We start from the raw sequence: 16,505 nt of genomic DNA on the forward strand, positions 1-16,505 counted from the left end.
CTGGCGGCCGGTTCGGGGGAGAGGGCCGGGTCGCTGGCCTCCGGGGCCGGTGCGGTGACGACAGGCGCGGCACGGCGGGCCTGGCCGGTGTCGATGTAGAGCAGGGCGGCGAGGCAGCCGGCGAACAGCAGGGGCAGGGACAGCAGGAGTTTCTTCACGGGCACCTCGAACAGGGGGCGGGGCCCGAAGGCCCCGCCCGTTGGGTCACAGTCCGTCGTTCTTCAGGCGGTTGGCATGTTGCCGGTAGACGGTGACGGGGTCGGTCTCGAACAGGCTGACGAGGCCGAAGGTCTGGTTGACTTCGTCCAGGTGGTTCATGCGGTAGTTGTCACGCACCACCTTGCCCAGGTGGGAGCTGCAGCGGCCGACGAGGCCGTCGGTGGCTTCGCCCTTGAAGGTCAGGGCGGTGGCGGCCAGCAGGCCGTCGCTGACGTCCAGCAGGTTGGTCATCGGGCTGGTGCCGCTCCAGGAGTAGTAGCGCACGCCATTGACCTGGTAGGCGCCTTCGCCGCAGGCGGTGGTGGGGATGCCCTGGGGGAACTTGGCGTTGAAGCGGGCCGCGCCCTGGCTGTTGAGCGACTCCAGGGAACCGAGTGCGTTCTGCGGCTGGGTGCTGCGGCTGCCGGAGAGGAAGTTGATGAGGCTGCCGAGGCCGTTGACGATGCCGGCCAGGACGGCTTCACCGGCAGAGCCCGGAGGGATCTGGCGCAGGAAGTCGGCGGTGGCGGAGCCCTTGTGCGGGCCGCCGACGCTGGTGGCGGAGGCGATCAGGTCGGGGCGTACGCCGGCGACGTAGCGGATGGTCGGGCCGCCGTGGCTGTGGCCGATGAGGTTGACCTTGGGCTTGCCGCTGATGGCGACGATCTCTTCCACCTGTTCCAGCAGCTCTTCGCCGCGTGCCTCGGAGGTGTTCAGCTGGCTCACCTCGGTGACGTACACGCTGGCGCCGTCACGTCGCAGGGCGGAGGGGATGCCGTACCAGTAGTCGACGCCGAGGATGCTGTCGAAGCCCAGCATGCCGTGGGCCAGCACGATGGGATAACGGGTCTGGGTGTAGCCGGTGGCGGCCAGTGATTCTCCGGAGGCGGCCAGGCCGACTCCCAGGGCGAGCGCGAGCAGGATCTTGTTGTTGTTCATCGGGTGCTCTCGTGGGTGGTGGAACAGGCAGTGTGGAGTGCGTCCCTGCTACTTCGCGCCCCGTCCTGGGGGCGCACATCGGCGTGGAGCCCGTGGCAGATTCCATGCCAGTGCGGGCCGCAGGTGCCCGTGCCTTCTAGGGCGGGCGTTTCGCCGTTGTTTACAGCCGTTCACCCAACGATGCGGGCCGTTTCCCTGTTACTGAGTGAAACGTGCGTTTGAGTCGTCTGCCCGTAACGGCCAACTGTGCACGGCGCGGTAGTGGAGGCGGTCTCCGTGGTTTTCCGAAGAAAACAGGGTGAAGCGGTCGGCGACCCAATCGAAGGTTTGGGGTGCGCCCTCGGGGCGCTGGCGAGCCCGCCGGGCCAGGGTGACGTGAGGGCGGTAGGCGCGGCGCTCCTCGGGGAAGCCGGCGGCGTTGAGGCGCTCGGCGAGGGTTGAAGCCAGGTTCAGCAGGGCGGCGGGCGGCTGGCTGGGCGCCAGGTGCAGCAGCCCCTGCTGCCAGAGGTCCAGTCGGTCCAGGTGGAGGGGGAAGGCATCGGCCTGGATGCCGTCCGCCAGGGCGAGGAGCTCATCGAGGCGTTCGCTGGGTTGGCTGCCCAGGAAGGCGAGGGTGAGGTGCAGGTTGGCGACCGCCACCGGCTGGCCGCCGCAATCGAGGCTGTCGCGCCAGCTGGCCATGGTCGAGGCGATGGGGTCGGGCAGTGGCAGGGCGAAGAACAGGCGCAGGGGCGGTGTTGGCATGGCGATCCTGGGTGGAATTGAAGGGGGGAGGGTGGCGTTCGGAATCTTCCCAAAGGGTGACGAGAGTTGTCTTGACAGTGCCGAGGCGCCTTCTCTAGGATTTCGCCCCATGCGCCGATTTAAGACAGCTACTTGCAGGGCGCGGCAGGGGATTCCCCTCGAAAAATACTGCTAAAGCGCTGGTTCGGTGTCGCCTCCACCGCTGCCCAGCGGCAACAACGAGGCAGAGACACGACAACATGACCTGTCCGCAACCCCAGATCCGCCTGACCCCCATCACCACCGGCCCCGCGCCGCGCAATCCGCGCATCCTGCTCAGCGGTGCCAACCAACCCAAGTTGCTGCGTTACCTCGACGGCTGGCCGAAGCGCTGGAACGGGTCGCGCAACCTGCTCATCCAGTTCGCCCTCGATGCCCAGGCCATGCAGCGCTACGCCCGGGACAGTTTCGACATGGCGGTGGTCCAGGCGCCTTGCGCGGAGGACCTTGAGGAACTGGTGCACGAGCTGGTCCGGGTCGCCCGCCAGGGGCTGATCACCCGCCGCTGATTCAGGGGTACTCGATCTCCACCAGGTACCAGGTCTTCTCGCCGGTGGGCGTGTTGACCCGGACCTCGGCGTCCAGCGGCTTGCCCACCAGGGCGCGGGCCAGCGGCGAATCGATGCTGATGAGGTTCTGCTTCAGGTCCAGCTCGTCCGGCCCGACGATGCGGTAGCGGGCCTGTTCGCCGTCCTCGTCTTCCAGGGTGACCCAGGCACCGAAGTACACCTTGCCCGGGTCCGCCGGGCGCTCGCGAACCACCTTGAGGTTCTCCAGGCGCTTGGTGAGGAAGCGCACGCGGCTGTCGATCTCCCGCAGCATCTTCTTGCCGTAGGTGTATTCGGCGTTCTCGGAGCGGTCGCCCTGGGCGGCGGCTTCGCTGACGGCCTGGGTCACCTTGGGCCGGCGCACGTGCCAGAGCTCGTGCAGTTCGGCGCGCAGGCGGGCTTCGCCTTCGGGGGTGATCAGCGGGGTGCCGGCGGTACGAGGGGGGCGGTAGCGGCTCATGGGGCAGGGGTGTCTCCGGGAACGGGCCGCCGAGTCTAGCAAGGGCTCGGCGGCCACGGCAGGGTCAGCCTTCGCGCAGGACCTGGAGCGGGCTGGCCGTCAGCGCGCGGCGCGTGCCCAGCAGGCCTGCGCTGCCGACCAGCAGGGCGCCGATGACCGGCAGGAGCAGCAGCCAGGGGTGTGGCTTCCAGTCCAGGTTGAAGGCGTAGGTATAAAGGAGGGCGCTGACCAGTTCGCAGCCCAGTGCCGCCAGCAGGCCGCTGCAGGCGCCGAGCAGGGCGAACTCGCGGCGTCGGGCCTGTTGCAGCAGGCGCCGCTCGGCCCCCAGGGCCCGCAGCAGTGCGCCCTGGCGCAGGCGCTCGTCGAGGGTGGACTGCAGGCCGGCGAAGAGCACCGCCAGGCCTGCGGCGAGCACGAACAGCAGGACGAACTCCACCGCCACCGTCACCTGGGCGAGGATGCTGCGCAGCTGCTTGAGGATGGCTTCCACCTCCAGCAGGGTGACGGCCGGGAAGTCCCGCGCCAGCTGCACCAGTTCGCGGTCGTGACCCCGCGGCAGGTAGAAGCTGGTGAGGTAGGTGGTGGGCAGGTCGGCCAGGGAGCCGGGCGCGAAGATCATGAAGAAGTTGGGCTGGAAGTTGTCCCAGTCGACGGTGCGCAGGCTGGTGATGCGTACTTCCCGTTCCATGCCGCCGACCACGAAGCCGAGCCGATCGCCCAGCTTGAGGCCGAGGTTGGTGGCGAGCTTGGCCTCCACCGAGACGCCGGGCAGTTCGTCGGGCGCTGCCTCGTCCCACCACTGGCCGGCGCTGAGGCTGTTGCCCGGCGGCAGCTCGGCGGACCAGGTGAGGCTGAGGTCGCGCTGCAAGGCGCGCTCGCCCTGGGAGTCCTCGGTGGCGTGCTCGCTGGCGGGCTGGCCGTTGATGCGGGTCAGGCGCCCCGGGATCACCGGGTAGAGCGGCGCGGCATGGGGGGAGAGGGCCTGGATGCGCTGGTCGAAGGCGTCCTTGTCGGCAGGCAGGACGTTGAGGACGAAGTAGTTCGGGGCGTTTTCCGGCAGCTGGTCCTGCCAGGTGTCCAGCAGTTCGCCACGCAGCAGGGCGACCAGGGCCATGGCCAGCAGGATCAGGCCGAAGGCGAGCGACTGGCCGGCGGCGGCCAGCGGGTGGCGCAGCAGCTGGCCCAGCCCGAGGCGCCAGGGCAGGGCGGCGCGGGCGAGGACCCGGCGCAGGGCATTGAGCCCCAGCAGCATGAGGCCACCCAGCAGCAGGGTGGCGAGCAGCCCGCCGCCGAGCAGGGCGAGGGTCAGTTTCAGGTCCAGGCTCAGGCGCCACATGATCAGCCCGAGGGCGAGGATGGCGGCGCCGTAGACCAGCCAGGCGCTGGGCGGTACGGGGAGCAGGTCCCGGCGCAGCACCCGCAGCGGCGGTACGCGGCCGAGTGCGGCCAGGGGCGGCAGGGCGAAGCCGGCGAGGGCCACCAGGCCGGTGGTGATCCCCGCTAGGGCTGGAATGAAACCGCCGGATGGGACTTCCGCGGGCAGCAGTTCCCGCAGCAGGTGGAACAAGCCCAGTTGGGCAAGCCAGCCGAGCAGGGCGCCCACGAGGCTGGCTGCCAGGCCCAGGATGGCCAGCTGCAGGGCATACAGGGTGAGTGCTTCGCGGCGGGACAGGCCGAGGCAGCGCAGCAAGGCGCTGGCGTCGAAACGCCGGGCGGCGAAACGGGCGGCGGAGAGGGCGACCGCTACACCCGCGAGCAGCACGGCGGCGAGGCTGGCGAGGTTGAGGTAGCGCTCGGCGCGGGAGAGGGCGCCGCCGACCTGGCGGTTGCCGTCGCGTGCATCTTCGATGCGCTGGTTGGCGGCGAGGGTGGGCTCCAGGGCGGCACGGTAGCGTGCCAGAGCTTCGGCCGGGCCGCTCCACAGTTCGCTGTAGCGGACGCGGCTGCCGGGCTGTACCACGCCGGTGGCATCAAGGTCGGCCAGGTTCATCATCAGGCGCGGGGTGAGGCTGTAGAAGTCGCCGGCGCGGTCGGGTTCGTAGGTGAGTACGCGGGTCAGGCGCAGGGTCTTCTGGCCGACGTCGACGCTGTCGCCAGGCTTGATGTCGAGGGCGGTGAACAGGCGTGATTCGGCCCAGGCTTCACCCGGCGCGGGGCCGGCACCGGCCTGCTCTTCACCGTAGGGTTGGGCGGCGCTGCGCAGTTCGCCGCGCAAGGGGTAGCTGCCGTTCACGGCCTTGACGCTGGCGAGCTGGATGCCGTTGTCGCCGGCGATCACGCTGGAGAACTCGACGGCGCTTGCATGGCGCAGGCCGAAGCGGGTGCCGACCTCCACCTGTTCGGCGTCGGCGGGGGAGGAGCCGCTGAGCAGCAGGTCGGCACCGAGGAATTCGGTGGCGCGCAGCAACATCGCGCCGTTGAGGCGGGCGCCGAAGTAGCCGATGGCGCTGCTGGCGGCCACGGCGACCAGCAGGGCGAAGAACAGCACGCGCAGTTCGCCGGCGCGGGCGTCCCGCAGCAGTTGGCGCAGGGCCAGTGCGAACAGGCGCGAGAGTGGCAGGCTTCCCTTCATCGCCATCAGGGTTCCACCCGGTCGATCAGGTGGCCGGCTTCCAGGCGGATCAGGCGCTGGCAGCGATGGGCCAGGCGTTCGTCGTGGGTGACCAGCACCAGGGTGGTGCCGCGCTCCTGGTTCATTTCGAAGAGCAGGTCGGTGATGCGCTCGCCGGTGTGGCTGTCGAGGTTGCCGGTGGGCTCGTCGGCGAAGAGCACGTCCGGCTCGGCGGCGAAGGCGCGGGCCAGGGCAACGCGCTGCTGCTCACCGCCGGACAGTTGGCGGGGGTAATGCGTCAGCCGCTGGCCGAGGCCGACCCGTTCGAGCAGGCTGCGGGCGCGCTGACGGGCATCGCGGTGGCCTTCCAGTTCGAGGGGCAGCATGACGTTCTCGAGGGCGTTGAGGCTGTCCAGCAACTGGAAGGACTGGAACACGAAGCCGACATGCTCGGCCCGCACGCGGGCGCGCTCGTCTTCGTCCAGCCGCGAGAGGTGGTGACCGGCCAGGGTGACTTCGCCGGAGCTGGGCAGGTCGAGCCCAGCCAGCAGGCCGAGGAGGGTGGATTTGCCCGAGCCGGAGCTGCCGACGATGGCCAGGCTGTCGCCTTGCGCGAGGTCCAGGTCGAGCCCCTGGAGGATGGTCAGTTCACCTTCCGCGCTGGGGACCACTTTGCTAAGGTGCCGCGCATTGAGAATGCTTGGGCTCATGGAGAATCCGATGCGTGCTGGGTGGATGGGCTGCTGCCTGGGGCTGTTGCTGCTGGCGCAGGAGGCTGCGGCGGGGACCGTGCTGGTCGTCGGGGATAGTATCAGCGCCGCTTTGGGGCTGGAAACCAGCCAGGGCTGGGTCTCCCTGCTGCAGAAAAAGCTCGATTCCGAGCGTCTCGATCACCGTGTGGTGAACGCGTCCATCAGCGGCGACACCAGTGCTGGCGGGGCTGCGCGGCTGCCTGCGCTGCTGGGCGAGCACAAGCCGGAAGTGGTGATCATCGAGCTGGGTGGCAACGATGGCTTGCGTGGCCAGCCCCCTGCGCAATTGCAACAGAATCTTGCCTCGATGGTTGAGCAGTCCCGGCAGGTGGGCGCCAAGGTGCTGGTGCTGGGGATGCGCCTGCCGCCCAACTATGGCAAGCGCTACACCGACGCGTTCGCTCGTGTGTTCAGTGATGTGGCCAAGGAACAGCAGGTGCCGCTGGTGCCGTTCTTTCTCGAGGGCGTCGGAGGCGTGGAGGGCATGATGCAGGCCGACGGTATCCATCCGGCTGCCGGTGCCCAGCCAAAGCTGCTGGAAAACGTCTGGCCGTCGCTCCAGCCGCTGCTTTGAGGCTTTTCCGAGGCGGGGCTTTCGGCTAATGTTGCGCACCCGCTCCGGAGTCCCCCATGCCTCGCCCCGCCTGGTCCCTGCACGCCTATAAGCTGATCGAGCCAGACGAGCAGCTCGACCTGTTCGCCTGCCGTGAGGTCCGCCTGCATCTGGTGGCGCGCCAGCTCGAGTTGGGGGGCTACGCCGACCGTACGTTGTGCGGCGGTCTGCTGCCGGCCATGCCCCGTTGGTGCGAGGTGGGCCGCAGCCTTCTGCAGGACCGCCGGTTGTGCCCGTTCTGCAAGCAGGAACTCGAGGCGCAGCGCGATGGCAAGCGGCCGGAGTGGCCTGACAGCTAGCCTCCCGGCTGCTGGCGGGCCGGTGTACAATCCGCCACTCATTTTTCAACCCTCAGCCAAGGATTCCCGGATGTTGTCGCGCGTTCCCGCCGTCGCCCGTACCCTGTCTCTGGCCGCCGCTGTGCTGGCCGGTAACGCCGCAGCACTGGAGCTGCCCCTGCCGCCCCCCGGGGAGGATATCGTTGGCCAGGTCCAGGTGATCAAGGCCAAGTACGAGGACACCTTCGCCGACATCGGCGTGGCCAATGACCTGGGCTACCTGGAGATGGTCGCGGCCAACCCCGGCGTTGATCCCTGGCTGCCGGGCGAAGGCGCCGAGATCATCCTGCCGACCCGCTTCATCCTGCCGCCGGGGCCGCGCGAGGGGATCGTGATCAACCTCGCCGAGTACCGGATGTACTACTTCCCGAAAGGGCAGAACGTGGTGCACACCTATCCGCTGGGCATTGGCCGGGAAGGCTGGGGCTCGCCGATCAGCACCACCAAGATCACGGCCAAGACGCCGAATCCGGCCTGGTACCCGCCCAAGTCGATCCGTGAAGAGCACGCTGCCGATGGCGACCCGCTTCCGACCGTGGTACCGGCGGGGCCGAACAACCCCCTCGGTCCGTTCAAGTTCACCCTGGGCCTGCCGGGTTACCTGATCCACGGCTCCAACAAGAAGTTCGGCATCGGGATGCGTGTCAGCCACGGCTGCTTCCGCATGCTCAACAACAACGTGCTGGAGCTGGCCAAGATGGCGCCGGTGGGCACGCCGGTGCGTGTGATCAACGAGCCGTACAAGTTCGGTGTCAGCGGCGGCAAGATCTACCTGGAGGCCCACGCTCCGCTGGACGACCATGGCGATCCGTCGGTGGTCGACAAGCACACTGCGGTGATCAATGCGCTGCTCAAGCGCGAGGACCTGGTCAACACCATCCGCTTGGACTGGGACGTGGTGCGTGAGGTGGTGGCGGCCGAAGACGGCCTGCCGGTGGAGATCGCCGAGCCTTCGACGTCGGTTGCTGCCAGCGCTACGCCCGCACTCTGATCGCATCCAGAAGACCCGCCTCCCATTCGGGTGGCGGGTTTTTTATTGCCGGCGACTTTGTGCAGGCAATAAAAAACCGACCCAGTTGCCTGGGTCGGTTTCAGGTAAAAGCCTTGTGGGCTATTACTTGCGGCTGGCTTTTTCCAGCATGCGCAGAGCGCGCTCGTTAGCCTCGTCAGCGGTCTGCTGGGCTTTCTGAGCGGCGGCCAGAGCTTCGTCAGCCTTGCGGTAGGCTTCGTCAGCACGGGCTTGAGCACGAGCAGCTGCGTCTTCGGTAGCGGTCAGACGAGCTTCGGTTTCTTTGGAGGCGCTGCTGCAACCGGTGGCCAGAACAGCAGCCAGAGCCAGAGCAGAGAATTTCAGAACGTTGTTCATCGTGTTCCCCTTTAAGGTGGACATTTCCATTAAAAGCAATTCCCCGAGCGTGGGAAATTAGCCGGCGTACATACTACCCATAACTTGTAGTAAGTAAACTGACGGGGCGCAAGGCGGACACTTTTTTTTCACCTTGGCTGCCTTTTTACCCCACTGGCCACGGGCGCTTGAGCAAAAAACGACCAGAAAGCCGCTGTTCACCACAAGCGAAGTTCAAATTCTAGCTGCTGTATGCGGCATTGAGCTGTTGAGTGGGCTGCAATGGGTTATCGATAAGTTGAATTGACCTGTCAGCGCCGGACAGCAAGTTGCCGTCACCCGCACTCTTCAGTGAACTTCTTCACGTAATGGAAAAGTGTTTGTACCGCCATCGTGTGGCGGATGGTGGCACCTTGGGCGCACTGATAAGCTCGTCGCATTTTTTACCGCCTCAAGGATGGCGTCATGGCAAAACTTCTCAAGTGGGCGGTGCTGGGTGTTCTTGCGCTGGCCGTGCTGATCAAGGGTTCTTTGTGGCTCTCCGTGCGTTCCATCATGAACGAGGCGGTCACCAAGCTCTCGCCGGTGATGGACATCAGCTACGGCGGCATCACGTCGTCGTTCGACGGCCGTGTCGGGCTGGAGAACGTCACGATCCGCGTTCCTGCCCTGGGGGACAGCCTGCAGGTGCAGCACGCGCAGCTGCGCTTCAACGGGCTCCGTGAGCTGCTGAGTTTCAAGGAGCGTCTGGAGGAGGGCAAGCTGCCCAAGCAGATGTCCGTCGAGCTAAAGGGGCTGCAACTGGCAGTCCATGGCCCGTTCATGCAGCAGCTCTATGACGCGCCGGCCGAGCGCAGCATCTTCACTGCAATGAGTGAGGTTGCATGCGGCAAGGTGAGCCACATCGGCACCAACGAGTTGCTGGACATGGGCTACCGGACGTTCGAGACCGATGCCCAGTTCTCGTACCAGCTGGAGGAGGGTGCCAAGCGCCTGACCTTCAACCTCAAGGCCGATACCCGCGACATGGGGGATACCCGTCTCAGCCTTTCCCTGATCAACATGCCGGACAACCCGGGTGACCTGCGGGTCAACCCGCCGCGCGTCTCCAGCGTGGTGTTCGAGCTGAACGACAACCAGTACCAGCGCAAGGTGCAGGACTTCTGTGCCGGCAAGCTGGGCCAGTCACGCGAGGCCTACCTCAAGACGGCGGTGGAGCAGTTCGACCGCAACCTGCGCGCCCAACGCGTCGCACTTGAGCCTGCCGTGCTGGAGGCCTACGGTCGTTACCTGAGCGATCCCCAGGCACTGCGCCTGGAGCTGAGCCCGAGCGAGGGCATGGCCTGGGAAGGCCTGGAGTTCTTCGAGCCGAAGGATGTGATCGGCATGCTGCGCCCGGTGGTGCTGGTCAACCAGCAGGCTGTCCAGCCGATCGCCTTCTCCTGGGTCGATACCACCAAGCGGCCGGAGATGAAGGGCAACGAGCGGGTGTCCGCCGAAGTCGAAAAAGATGAAAACGCCGGTGCCTCGCCGCGCTACGAGTTCGTCCAAGTCTCTGATCTGGCGGGATACAAGGGTAAACGCCTGCAATTCATCACCTACGATGGCGCCTATTACCAAGGTGTATTACACAAGGTGGAGAACGGTAAGGCGTTTCTCAGTGTCCAATTTGGGTCCGGCTCGGCTGAAATGTTCCTTCGGCTCGAAAAGATAGATAAGGTACGGGTGATGTTCTAAACCCGCAGAGGAGTTGCGATGAGCGAGGCGTTGTCCATCCATCATGACCAGGCAGGTCATCAGTTCGAGACCACCGTGGATGGTCACCGTGCTTACCTGGCCTATATGGATCTCGGCAAGCAGACCCTGGATATCTACAGGACCTTCGTGCCGAACGCGCTGCGCGGACGTGGCATTGCTGCGGCGCTGACCGAGAAGGCGCTGAGCTTTGCCGAAGACCAGGGTTACACCGTGATTCCTTCATGCTCCTATGTGGAGCGCTATATCGAACGCCGCCAGCGCCACGCTCCGAAGGAGTGAAGACGCTGAAACAAAAACGCCGGGCAATGCCCGGCGTTTTTGTTTCAGCAGCAGCCCTTTCAGCTGCGCTTGCGCTTGGGCAGCACGTCCTTGAGCTTGGCGTGCATGGAGCGCAGGGTCTTCTCGGTGGTATCCCAGTCGATGCAGGCATCGGTGATGGAGACGCCGTACTGCAACTGGTTGAGGTCCTTGGGAATGGATTGGGCACCCCAGCCCAGGTGGCTTTCCACCATCAGGCCGACGATGGAGTTGTTGCCCTCGAGGATCTGGTTGGCAACGTTGTCCATCACCAGCGGTTGCAGCGATGGGTCCTTGTTGGAGTTGGCATGGCTGCAGTCGACCATGATGTTCGGCTTGATGCTGGCCTTGGTCAGGGCTTGCTCGCAGACGGCGACGCTGACCGAGTCATAGTTCGGCTTGCCGTTGCCGCCACGCAGCACCACGTGGCCATAGGCGTTGCCTTTGGTGGTGACGATGGAGACGCCGCCTTCCTGGTTGATGCCAAGGAAGCGATGCGGGCTCGACACCGACTGCAGGGCGTTGATGGCCACGGTCAGGCTGCCGTCGGTGCCGTTCTTGAAGCCCACGGCCGAAGACAGGCCGGAAGCCATCTCGCGGTGGGTCTGGGATTCGGTGGTGCGGGCGCCGATGGCCGACCAGCTGATCAGATCCTGCAGGTACTGCGGGGAGATTGGGTCCAGGGCTTCGGTGGCGGTCGGCAGCCCTTTCTCGGCCAGGTCACGCAGGAGCTGGCGACCGATGTGCAGGCCGTCCTGGATCTTGAAGGAGTCATCCAGGTAGGGGTCGTTGATCAGGCCTTTCCAGCCGACGGTGGTGCGGGGCTTCTCGAAGTACACGCGCATGACCAGGAACAGCGTGTCGGAGACCTCGGCAGCCAGGCCCTTGAGGCGGTCGGCGTATTCGTGGGCAGCCTTGATGTCGTGGATGGAGCAGGGCCCCACGACCACGAACAGGCGGTGGTCCTTGCCGTCGAGGATGTCACGGACCACCTGGCGGCCATGGGCGACGGTCTGCAGGGCGGCGTCCGTCAGGGGGATTTCGCGTTTCAGCTGCGCCGGGGTGATCAGGGTCTCGTTGGAGGCAACGTTCAGGTCGTCGAGCGGTAAATCAGCCATGGTGCTAGTCATTGGAATTCAGTCGTCGGGTCACGGGTGCTTGACCGCCACCATCCCCCGAGCGGCGGAGCACGGCATTGAAGGCGTGGCAGGGACGCGGAACCTTAACGCTTTAGGCAGTGGCTAGACAATGGCGCCAAGGTCGCAATTGGACGGAAGCGGTCAGTTCAGGCTGGCGGCCGAGAACTCGGTGGCATGCTGGGTAATCCACTCTTCGGCGATCTGCTCGATGGGCTGCGTTTCGCCCGACTCCGCCTCGCGCTGCTTGCGGTAGGCCTCGATCTGGCAGACCTGCTCCACCATGCGGGCGCGGAACAGGGACTCCTCGTCGGTGAAGCAGATGCCGACGAGGTAGTCGTCCGGCTGCTTGCGGCACCAGGCCACGACCCCTGGGCAGTTGGCCTGCTCACCCAGCAGGGGGATTCGCAGCTCGATTGCCGTGCCCTTGCGGAAGCCCCTCGTGGAGTTGCACGCCACCCCGCCGAGGCTGATATTGTGCAGCCGCTGTCGCGGCAGGAAGTTGTGCTTGCGCAGAACCAGTTCGACCGGTAGGTCGCTGGGGTGACGCAGGAATCGGCGCATATGAGTACTCCCTTGTGCCAGTGGTCTGGCCCGGTTGGAGGATGCGGCTTGCATGAAATCGAGTTGAGCGACTTCGACGCTGATCAGCGTCTGCTCAGTCTGCCCGGAACCTCCCTGCTGATATTCACCAGCATAGGCTGTGCCAGTTGCCGGTGGGCGCGCCGCCATTTGCCCAGCTTCGACCTGGCCGTCGACCGATTGTGCTGGATAGACGCCGCCGATAATGGTGGCCTGGTCCAGCGCTACGAGGTATTCCACCTTCCCGCTCTGTTCCTGGTGCGGGATGGCCAATTTCTTGGCGCCCTGCACAGTACGTTGCGGGACGCTGACCTGAACGAGAATCTGGCGACTGCCCACCAGCGCCAGGCTGAGGAGCTGCCCTGATGAGTTCGACCCCATCCCCCCGCATCGGCATCATCGGCACCGGCGCCATTGGCGGTTTCTACGGGCTGCTGCTTGCCCGCGCCGGATTCGATGTGCATTTCCTCCTTCGCAGTGAATACGAGACCGTGAGCCGCCAGGGGCTGCGCCTGTCCAGTGCCGTTCATGGCGAGCTGGCGCTGCACCCGGTGAACGCCTACCGGGATGCGGCGGCGATGCCCCCGTGCGACTGGCTGCTGGTGGGGGCGAAGACCACCAGCAATGCCGAGCTGGCACCGTTGATCAGCCAGGTCGCTGCGCCGGGCGCCCGGGTGGTGCTGTTGCAGAACGGCCTTGGGGTGGAGGAGGCATTGCGCCCCCTGCTGCCCGCGCACCTCAACCTGCTGGGCGGGCTCTGTTACATCTGCGTCCACCGCGAGGCCCCGGGGCACGTGGTACACCAGTCTCTGGGGGCCGTGAACCTCGGCTACCACAGCGGGCCCGCGACCGACGCCGCCGAGCGCATGGCCCTTCTCGAGGAGGGGGTGGCCTTCTTCAGGGCTGCCGGACTGGACTCCACCGCCATGCCCAGCCTTGAACAGGCGCGCTGGCAGAAGTTGGTGTGGAACGTTCCCTACAACGGCCTTTCCGTTGTGCTCAATGCGGGCACTACCGCGTTGATGGGCAACCCGGACAGCCGCGCGCTGATCCAGGCGTTGATGCAGGAAGTGGTGGAGGGCGCCGTGGCCTGCGGGCATACCCTGCCGGAGGGCTTTGCTGGCAAGTTGCTGGCCTCGACGGACCGCATGCCCGACTACCTGCCCAGCATGTACCACGACCACGTGCAGCGGCGGCCTCTTGAACTCGAGGCCATCTATGCGGCCCCCCTGGCTGCTGCGGAAGCAGCAGGGTGTCACCTCCCGCGAATCCGGGCGCTTTACCAGGCGCTGCGTTTCATCGATGCCCGCAACCGCACCGAGTGAGTCGCCAGGATGAGCGCGCTGAACGACAAGCTGGTGCTGGCGATTTCCTCCCGGGCACTGTTCGACCTCGATGAGAGCCATCGCGTCTACGAGTCGGAAGGGATCGAAGCCTATCGCCAGTACCAGATCGAACATGAAGACGAGCTGCTGGAGCCGGGTGATGCCTTTCCCCTGGTGCACAAGTTGCTGGCCCTCAATGAGCAGCTCGGCCAGGCGCGGGTAGAGGTGATCCTGGTCTCGCGCAATAGCGCCGACACCGGCCTGCGGGCGTTCAATTCGATCCAGAAGCACGGCCTGGCGATTTCCCGGGCGGCGTTCTCCGGTGGGCGCAGCCCCGGGCCTTACCTGAAGGCCTTTGGCTGCCACCTGTTCCTCTCCACCCATGTGGAGGACGTCCGGGTGGCGTTGCAGGCAGGTTTTGCCGCGGCGACCATTCTCCCCGGCGCGCCACGCAGGGCATCCAGCAGCGAGTTGCGCATTGCCTTCGATGGCGACGCCGTGCTGTTCGCCGATGACGCTGAGCGCGTCTACCAGTCCGGCGGGCTGGCTGCATTCCAGGCCCACGAGCGTGAGGCAGCATTGAGGCCGCTGGACGGTGGGCCGTTCAAACCCTTCCTCTCGGCGCTCAACCAGTTGCAGCGCGAATTGCCCGTGGATGGCTGCCCGATTCGTACCGCGCTGGTCACCGCGCGCTCCGCTCCGGCCCATGAGCGGGTGATCCGCACCCTGCGCGACTGGGACATCCGCCTGGACGAGTCGTTCTTCCTGGGCGGGCTCGAGAAGTCCGCTATTCTCGATGCCTTTGGCGCCGATGTATTCTTCGACGACCAGGCCGGCCATTGCGAGAAAGCCCGCGAAGTGGTCGCCACCGGGCATGTACCGCATGGCGTGAGCAACGAGCCGAAGATCTGACTAAGCTGATGCGAGGCCCGCCAAGCAGGCAGTAGGAGGCCTCATGATTCGCTCGATCCTCTATGCGACCGACCTCGGGTTGTACTCGCCCTATGTCCTTCAACATGCCCTTTCCCTCGCCAAGGCCCACAGGGCCGAACTCTACGTGGTGCACGCGGTGGAGCCCCTCGGGCTGTTCGCCGAATCCGTCCTGCAGACATACCTGGACGAGACCTTGCTAAAGGAGTTGCGTGCCCAGGGCCTGGGCACGGTGATGGCCAGCATCGAGCAGCGGGTTCTCGAGGGTTTTCGTGACGAGATCGGCGATGCGGAGAATGAGCTGAGCCTGATCAAGGCCGTCCGGGTGGTGCAGGGGGACCCGCCGCAGATGATTCTCGAGGAGGCCCAGAAACTTGGCGTCGATCTGCTGGTCGTAGGCAGTCACAGTCACGGCGCTGCGCTCGAGACGCCCCTCGGTCGTACCGCCTCCCGTCTGGTGCAGCTCTCCGAGGTGCCGGTCTACCTGGTTCCGATGCTCCAGCACCGCGGGCGCGGCGAGTTCTGATACGCCGACGAAAGAGCGTGCAGGAAATAAAAAAACGTCTAGTTTTAACCCTCAAACCATTAATATGGTTATAAAAGGTCACCGACCACCTACGCGTCGCCATCTGCTCTGAGGGACATCTATGAAGCTTCAGCAACTGCGCTACATCTGGGAGGTGGCGCACCACGACCTGAACGTCTCAGCCACCGCGCAGAGCCTCTATACCTCGCAGCCGGGTATCAGCAAGCAGATCCGCCTGCTCGAAGACGAGCTGGGTGTCGAGGTCTTCGCCCGCAGCGGCAAGCACCTGACCCGCGTGACACCCGCCGGGGAGCGGATCATCAACACGGCCGGCGAGATCCTCCGCAAGGTCGAAAGCATCAAGCAGATCGCCCAGGAGTTCTCCAACGAGAAGAAGGGCACCCTCTCCATCGCCACCACCCACACCCAGGCGCGCTATGCGCTGCCGCCGGTGATCAGCAGCTTCATCCGCCAGTACCCCGATGTGTCTCTGCACATGCACCAGGGCACCCCGATGCAGATCGCCGAGATGGCCGCCGATGGTACTGTCGACTTCGCCATTGCCACCGAAGCCCTGGAGCTGTTCGGCGACCTGGTGATGATGCCCTGCTACCGCTGGAACCGCTGCGTGATCGTGCCCCAGGGCCACCCCCTGGCCAAGCTGCCGAAGCTGACCCTGGAAGCCCTGGCGGAGCATCCCATCGTCACCTACGTATTCGGGTTCACCGGGCGCTCCAAGCTGGACGAAGCCTTCAGCCACCGCGGCCTCACGCCCAAGGTGGTGTTCACCGCGGCTGACGCGGACGTGATCAAGACTTACGTGCGCCTGGGCCTGGGCGTCGGCATCGTGGCGAAGATGGCGGTCGATGCGAAGCTGGACAGCGACCTTGTGGTGCTGGACGCCAGCGAACTGTTCGAGTCCAGCGTGACCAAGATCGGTTTCCGCCGTGGCACCTTCCTGCGCGGCTTCATGTGCGACTTCATCGAGAAGTTCGCTCCCCACCTGACCCGCGAGATGCTCGCCAAGGCCGTGCAGTGCCACAACAAGGTGGAGCTGGACGAACTGTTCCAGGACGTCGAGCTGCCCACCTACTGATTCGTCCCCATCAACGAACAAGCCCGGCAATCGCCGGGCTTGTTCGTTTCAGCCTGCCTCCAGGACCTCGTGGAGGAATTCGTGGAAGACGGTGTAGACCCGCTCGTGGCCGTCGTCCGTTCGCACCACGAAGAAGGGGGCGCTGTCCACGCCGTAGAGCTGCGCCGCGATCCAGCCCGGGCCGGCAGGGTCGCGCTCGTCCGCCACCAGGGTGCGGTCGATGCGCGACAGGTGGTTGCCCCGTTCCAGCAGCCGCATCACATCCTTGCACTTGGCACAGGCCGTTCCATCGGCCAGGACCTTGGTCACCAGGGTGATGCGCATTCTG

At 65.7% G+C, this 16,505-nt stretch carries 20 protein-coding genes; 11 read left to right on the forward strand and 9 right to left on the reverse strand.

The features are described from left to right. Positions 1-204: 204 nt before the first annotated feature. Complete coding sequence (locus SZ55_RS03675) at positions 205-1,137, reverse strand: triacylglycerol lipase (RefSeq protein ID WP_044401503.1); 933 nt, start codon at positions 1,135-1,137, stop codon at positions 205-207. A 198-nt stretch (positions 1,138-1,335) separates the two neighbouring features. Further along, positions 1,336-1,881, reverse strand: coding sequence for an RNA 2',3'-cyclic phosphodiesterase (gene thpR / locus SZ55_RS03680; protein WP_044401506.1), 546 nt, complete (start codon positions 1,879-1,881; stop codon positions 1,336-1,338). A gap of 239 nt (positions 1,882-2,120) precedes the next feature. Here thpR and SZ55_RS03685 point away from each other — a divergent pair, with 239 nt between their 5' ends. Continuing rightward, entirely contained in the window at positions 2,121-2,429 is a 309-nt protein-coding gene (locus SZ55_RS03685) for a hypothetical protein (protein ID WP_044401509.1), read from the forward strand. 1 nt (position 2,430) lies between these two features. Here SZ55_RS03685 and greB read toward each other — a convergent pair whose 3' ends face one another. The 3 genes from greB to SZ55_RS03700 form a co-directional block, all read right to left on the reverse strand. Then, positions 2,431-2,928 carry a transcription elongation factor GreB gene (gene greB, locus SZ55_RS03690; protein WP_044401512.1) on the reverse strand — a complete coding sequence of 166 codons (498 nt, stop codon included), beginning with the start codon at positions 2,926-2,928 and terminating at the stop codon, positions 2,431-2,433. Between the two features lie 64 nt (positions 2,929-2,992). Then, positions 2,993-5,500, reverse strand: a complete 2,508-nt coding sequence (locus SZ55_RS03695) for an ABC transporter permease (RefSeq protein ID WP_044402047.1) — start codon at positions 5,498-5,500, stop codon at positions 2,993-2,995. A 5-nt stretch (positions 5,501-5,505) separates the two neighbouring features. Beyond that, positions 5,506-6,189, reverse strand: coding sequence for an ABC transporter ATP-binding protein (locus SZ55_RS03700; protein WP_044401515.1), 684 nt, complete (start codon positions 6,187-6,189; stop codon positions 5,506-5,508). 10 nt (positions 6,190-6,199) lie between these two features. On the opposite strand from SZ55_RS03700, the gene SZ55_RS03705 reads away from it, so the two are divergent. The 3 genes from SZ55_RS03705 to SZ55_RS03715 all read left to right on the forward strand — a co-directional run bounded on the left by SZ55_RS03705 (position 6,200) and on the right by SZ55_RS03715 (position 8,173). Further along, positions 6,200-6,805, forward strand: coding sequence for an arylesterase (locus SZ55_RS03705; protein ID WP_044401518.1), 606 nt, complete (start codon positions 6,200-6,202; stop codon positions 6,803-6,805). 56 nt (positions 6,806-6,861) lie between these two features. Further along, a complete protein-coding gene (locus SZ55_RS03710) occupies positions 6,862-7,143 on the forward strand; it encodes a hypothetical protein (protein ID WP_044401521.1) in 282 nt (93 codons plus the stop codon). 70 nt (positions 7,144-7,213) lie between these two features. After that, positions 7,214-8,173 (forward strand): L,D-transpeptidase family protein, encoded by a 960-nt coding sequence (locus SZ55_RS03715; protein WP_044401524.1) that lies wholly within the window; start codon positions 7,214-7,216, stop codon positions 8,171-8,173. 123 nt (positions 8,174-8,296) lie between these two features. Here SZ55_RS03715 and oprI read toward each other — a convergent pair whose 3' ends face one another. Continuing rightward, positions 8,297-8,548, reverse strand: coding sequence for an outer membrane lipoprotei OprI (gene oprI / locus SZ55_RS03720; protein ID WP_011335311.1), 252 nt, complete (start codon positions 8,546-8,548; stop codon positions 8,297-8,299). 444 nt (positions 8,549-8,992) lie between these two features. On the opposite strand from oprI, the gene SZ55_RS03725 reads away from it, so the two are divergent. Both SZ55_RS03725 and SZ55_RS03730 read left to right on the forward strand, forming a co-directional pair. Further along, positions 8,993-10,264: a hypothetical protein gene (locus SZ55_RS03725; protein WP_044401534.1), complete on the forward strand. Its 1,272-nt coding sequence runs from the start codon at positions 8,993-8,995 to the stop codon at positions 10,262-10,264. A gap of 18 nt (positions 10,265-10,282) precedes the next feature. After that, positions 10,283-10,564 carry a GNAT family N-acetyltransferase gene (locus SZ55_RS03730; protein ID WP_044401548.1) on the forward strand — a complete coding sequence of 94 codons (282 nt, stop codon included), beginning with the start codon at positions 10,283-10,285 and terminating at the stop codon, positions 10,562-10,564. 59 nt (positions 10,565-10,623) lie between these two features. Here the strand turns inward: SZ55_RS03730 and SZ55_RS03735 are convergent, their stop codons facing one another. Continuing rightward, positions 10,624-11,700 (reverse strand): 3-deoxy-7-phosphoheptulonate synthase, encoded by a 1,077-nt coding sequence (locus tag SZ55_RS03735; RefSeq protein ID WP_044401551.1) that lies wholly within the window; start codon positions 11,698-11,700, stop codon positions 10,624-10,626. Between the two features lie 162 nt (positions 11,701-11,862). Further along, a complete protein-coding gene (locus SZ55_RS03740) occupies positions 11,863-12,282 on the reverse strand; it encodes a PilZ domain-containing protein (RefSeq protein WP_044401554.1) in 420 nt (139 codons plus the stop codon). Between SZ55_RS03740 and SZ55_RS03745 the strand changes: the two genes are divergently transcribed. The 5 genes from SZ55_RS03745 to cysB all read left to right on the forward strand — a co-directional run bounded on the left by SZ55_RS03745 (position 12,283) and on the right by cysB (position 16,177). Then, positions 12,283-12,666 carry a thioredoxin gene (locus SZ55_RS03745; protein WP_044401557.1) on the forward strand — a complete coding sequence of 128 codons (384 nt, stop codon included), beginning with the start codon at positions 12,283-12,285 and terminating at the stop codon, positions 12,664-12,666. It begins immediately after the preceding gene. Then, entirely contained in the window at positions 12,666-13,625 is a 960-nt protein-coding gene (locus tag SZ55_RS03750; protein ID WP_044401560.1) for a putative 2-dehydropantoate 2-reductase, read from the forward strand. Before SZ55_RS03745 ends, SZ55_RS03750 begins: the two co-directional genes overlap by 1 nt. Before the next feature lie 9 nt (positions 13,626-13,634). Beyond that, the gene (locus SZ55_RS03755) at positions 13,635-14,537 is read left to right on the forward strand and encodes a 5'-nucleotidase (protein WP_044401563.1); all 903 of its coding nucleotides are present in this window, start codon (positions 13,635-13,637) and stop codon (positions 14,535-14,537) included. Between the two features lie 43 nt (positions 14,538-14,580). Further along, positions 14,581-15,081 (forward strand): universal stress protein, encoded by a 501-nt coding sequence (locus SZ55_RS03760; protein WP_044401565.1) that lies wholly within the window; start codon positions 14,581-14,583, stop codon positions 15,079-15,081. A gap of 121 nt (positions 15,082-15,202) precedes the next feature. Beyond that, a complete protein-coding gene (gene cysB / locus SZ55_RS03765) occupies positions 15,203-16,177 on the forward strand; it encodes an HTH-type transcriptional regulator CysB (protein WP_044401568.1) in 975 nt (324 codons plus the stop codon). A 48-nt stretch (positions 16,178-16,225) separates the two neighbouring features. On the opposite strand, the gene SZ55_RS03770 is transcribed toward cysB, so the two are convergent. Continuing rightward, entirely contained in the window at positions 16,226-16,501 is a 276-nt protein-coding gene (locus SZ55_RS03770; RefSeq protein WP_044401571.1) for a hypothetical protein, read from the reverse strand. Positions 16,502-16,505: the final 4 nt, after the last annotated feature.

This window comes from Pseudomonas sp. FeS53a (genome assembly GCF_000931385.1).
GTDB classification, from domain to species: Bacteria; Pseudomonadota; Gammaproteobacteria; order Pseudomonadales; family Pseudomonadaceae; genus Metapseudomonas; species Metapseudomonas otitidis.

Excerpts from the sequence above, each read along its gene's own strand:
- SZ55_RS03695 (WP_044402047.1), bottom strand. The coding sequence starts at position 5,500 with ATGAAGGGAAGCCTGCCACTCTCGCGCCTGTTCGCACTGGCCCTGCGC.
- SZ55_RS03745 (WP_044401557.1), top strand. The coding sequence starts at position 12,283 with ATGAGTACTCCCTTGTGCCAGTGGTCTGGCCCGGTTGGAGGATGCGGC.
- oprI (WP_011335311.1), bottom strand. The coding sequence starts at position 8,548 with ATGAACAACGTTCTGAAATTCTCTGCTCTGGCTCTGGCTGCTGTTCTG.
- SZ55_RS03740 (WP_044401554.1), bottom strand. The coding sequence starts at position 12,282 with ATGCGCCGATTCCTGCGTCACCCCAGCGACCTACCGGTCGAACTGGTT.
- SZ55_RS03705 (WP_044401518.1), top strand. The coding sequence starts at position 6,200 with ATGCGTGCTGGGTGGATGGGCTGCTGCCTGGGGCTGTTGCTGCTGGCG.
- SZ55_RS03700 (WP_044401515.1), bottom strand. The coding sequence starts at position 6,189 with ATGAGCCCAAGCATTCTCAATGCGCGGCACCTTAGCAAAGTGGTCCCC.
- SZ55_RS03755 (WP_044401563.1), top strand. The coding sequence starts at position 13,635 with ATGAGCGCGCTGAACGACAAGCTGGTGCTGGCGATTTCCTCCCGGGCA.
- thpR (WP_044401506.1), bottom strand. The coding sequence starts at position 1,881 with ATGCCAACACCGCCCCTGCGCCTGTTCTTCGCCCTGCCACTGCCCGAC.
- cysB (WP_044401568.1), top strand. The coding sequence starts at position 15,203 with ATGAAGCTTCAGCAACTGCGCTACATCTGGGAGGTGGCGCACCACGAC.
- SZ55_RS03715 (WP_044401524.1), top strand. The coding sequence starts at position 7,214 with ATGTTGTCGCGCGTTCCCGCCGTCGCCCGTACCCTGTCTCTGGCCGCC.
- SZ55_RS03730 (WP_044401548.1), top strand. The coding sequence starts at position 10,283 with ATGAGCGAGGCGTTGTCCATCCATCATGACCAGGCAGGTCATCAGTTC.
- SZ55_RS03725 (WP_044401534.1), top strand. The coding sequence starts at position 8,993 with ATGGCAAAACTTCTCAAGTGGGCGGTGCTGGGTGTTCTTGCGCTGGCC.
- SZ55_RS03735 (WP_044401551.1), bottom strand. The coding sequence starts at position 11,700 with ATGGCTGATTTACCGCTCGACGACCTGAACGTTGCCTCCAACGAGACC.
- SZ55_RS03750 (WP_044401560.1), top strand. The coding sequence starts at position 12,666 with ATGAGTTCGACCCCATCCCCCCGCATCGGCATCATCGGCACCGGCGCC.
- SZ55_RS03685 (WP_044401509.1), top strand. The coding sequence starts at position 2,121 with ATGACCTGTCCGCAACCCCAGATCCGCCTGACCCCCATCACCACCGGC.
- greB (WP_044401512.1), bottom strand. The coding sequence starts at position 2,928 with ATGAGCCGCTACCGCCCCCCTCGTACCGCCGGCACCCCGCTGATCACC.
- SZ55_RS03675 (WP_044401503.1), bottom strand. The coding sequence starts at position 1,137 with ATGAACAACAACAAGATCCTGCTCGCGCTCGCCCTGGGAGTCGGCCTG.
- SZ55_RS03770 (WP_044401571.1), bottom strand. The coding sequence starts at position 16,501 with ATGCGCATCACCCTGGTGACCAAGGTCCTGGCCGATGGAACGGCCTGT.
- SZ55_RS03710 (WP_044401521.1), top strand. The coding sequence starts at position 6,862 with ATGCCTCGCCCCGCCTGGTCCCTGCACGCCTATAAGCTGATCGAGCCA.
- SZ55_RS03760 (WP_044401565.1), top strand. The coding sequence starts at position 14,581 with ATGATTCGCTCGATCCTCTATGCGACCGACCTCGGGTTGTACTCGCCC.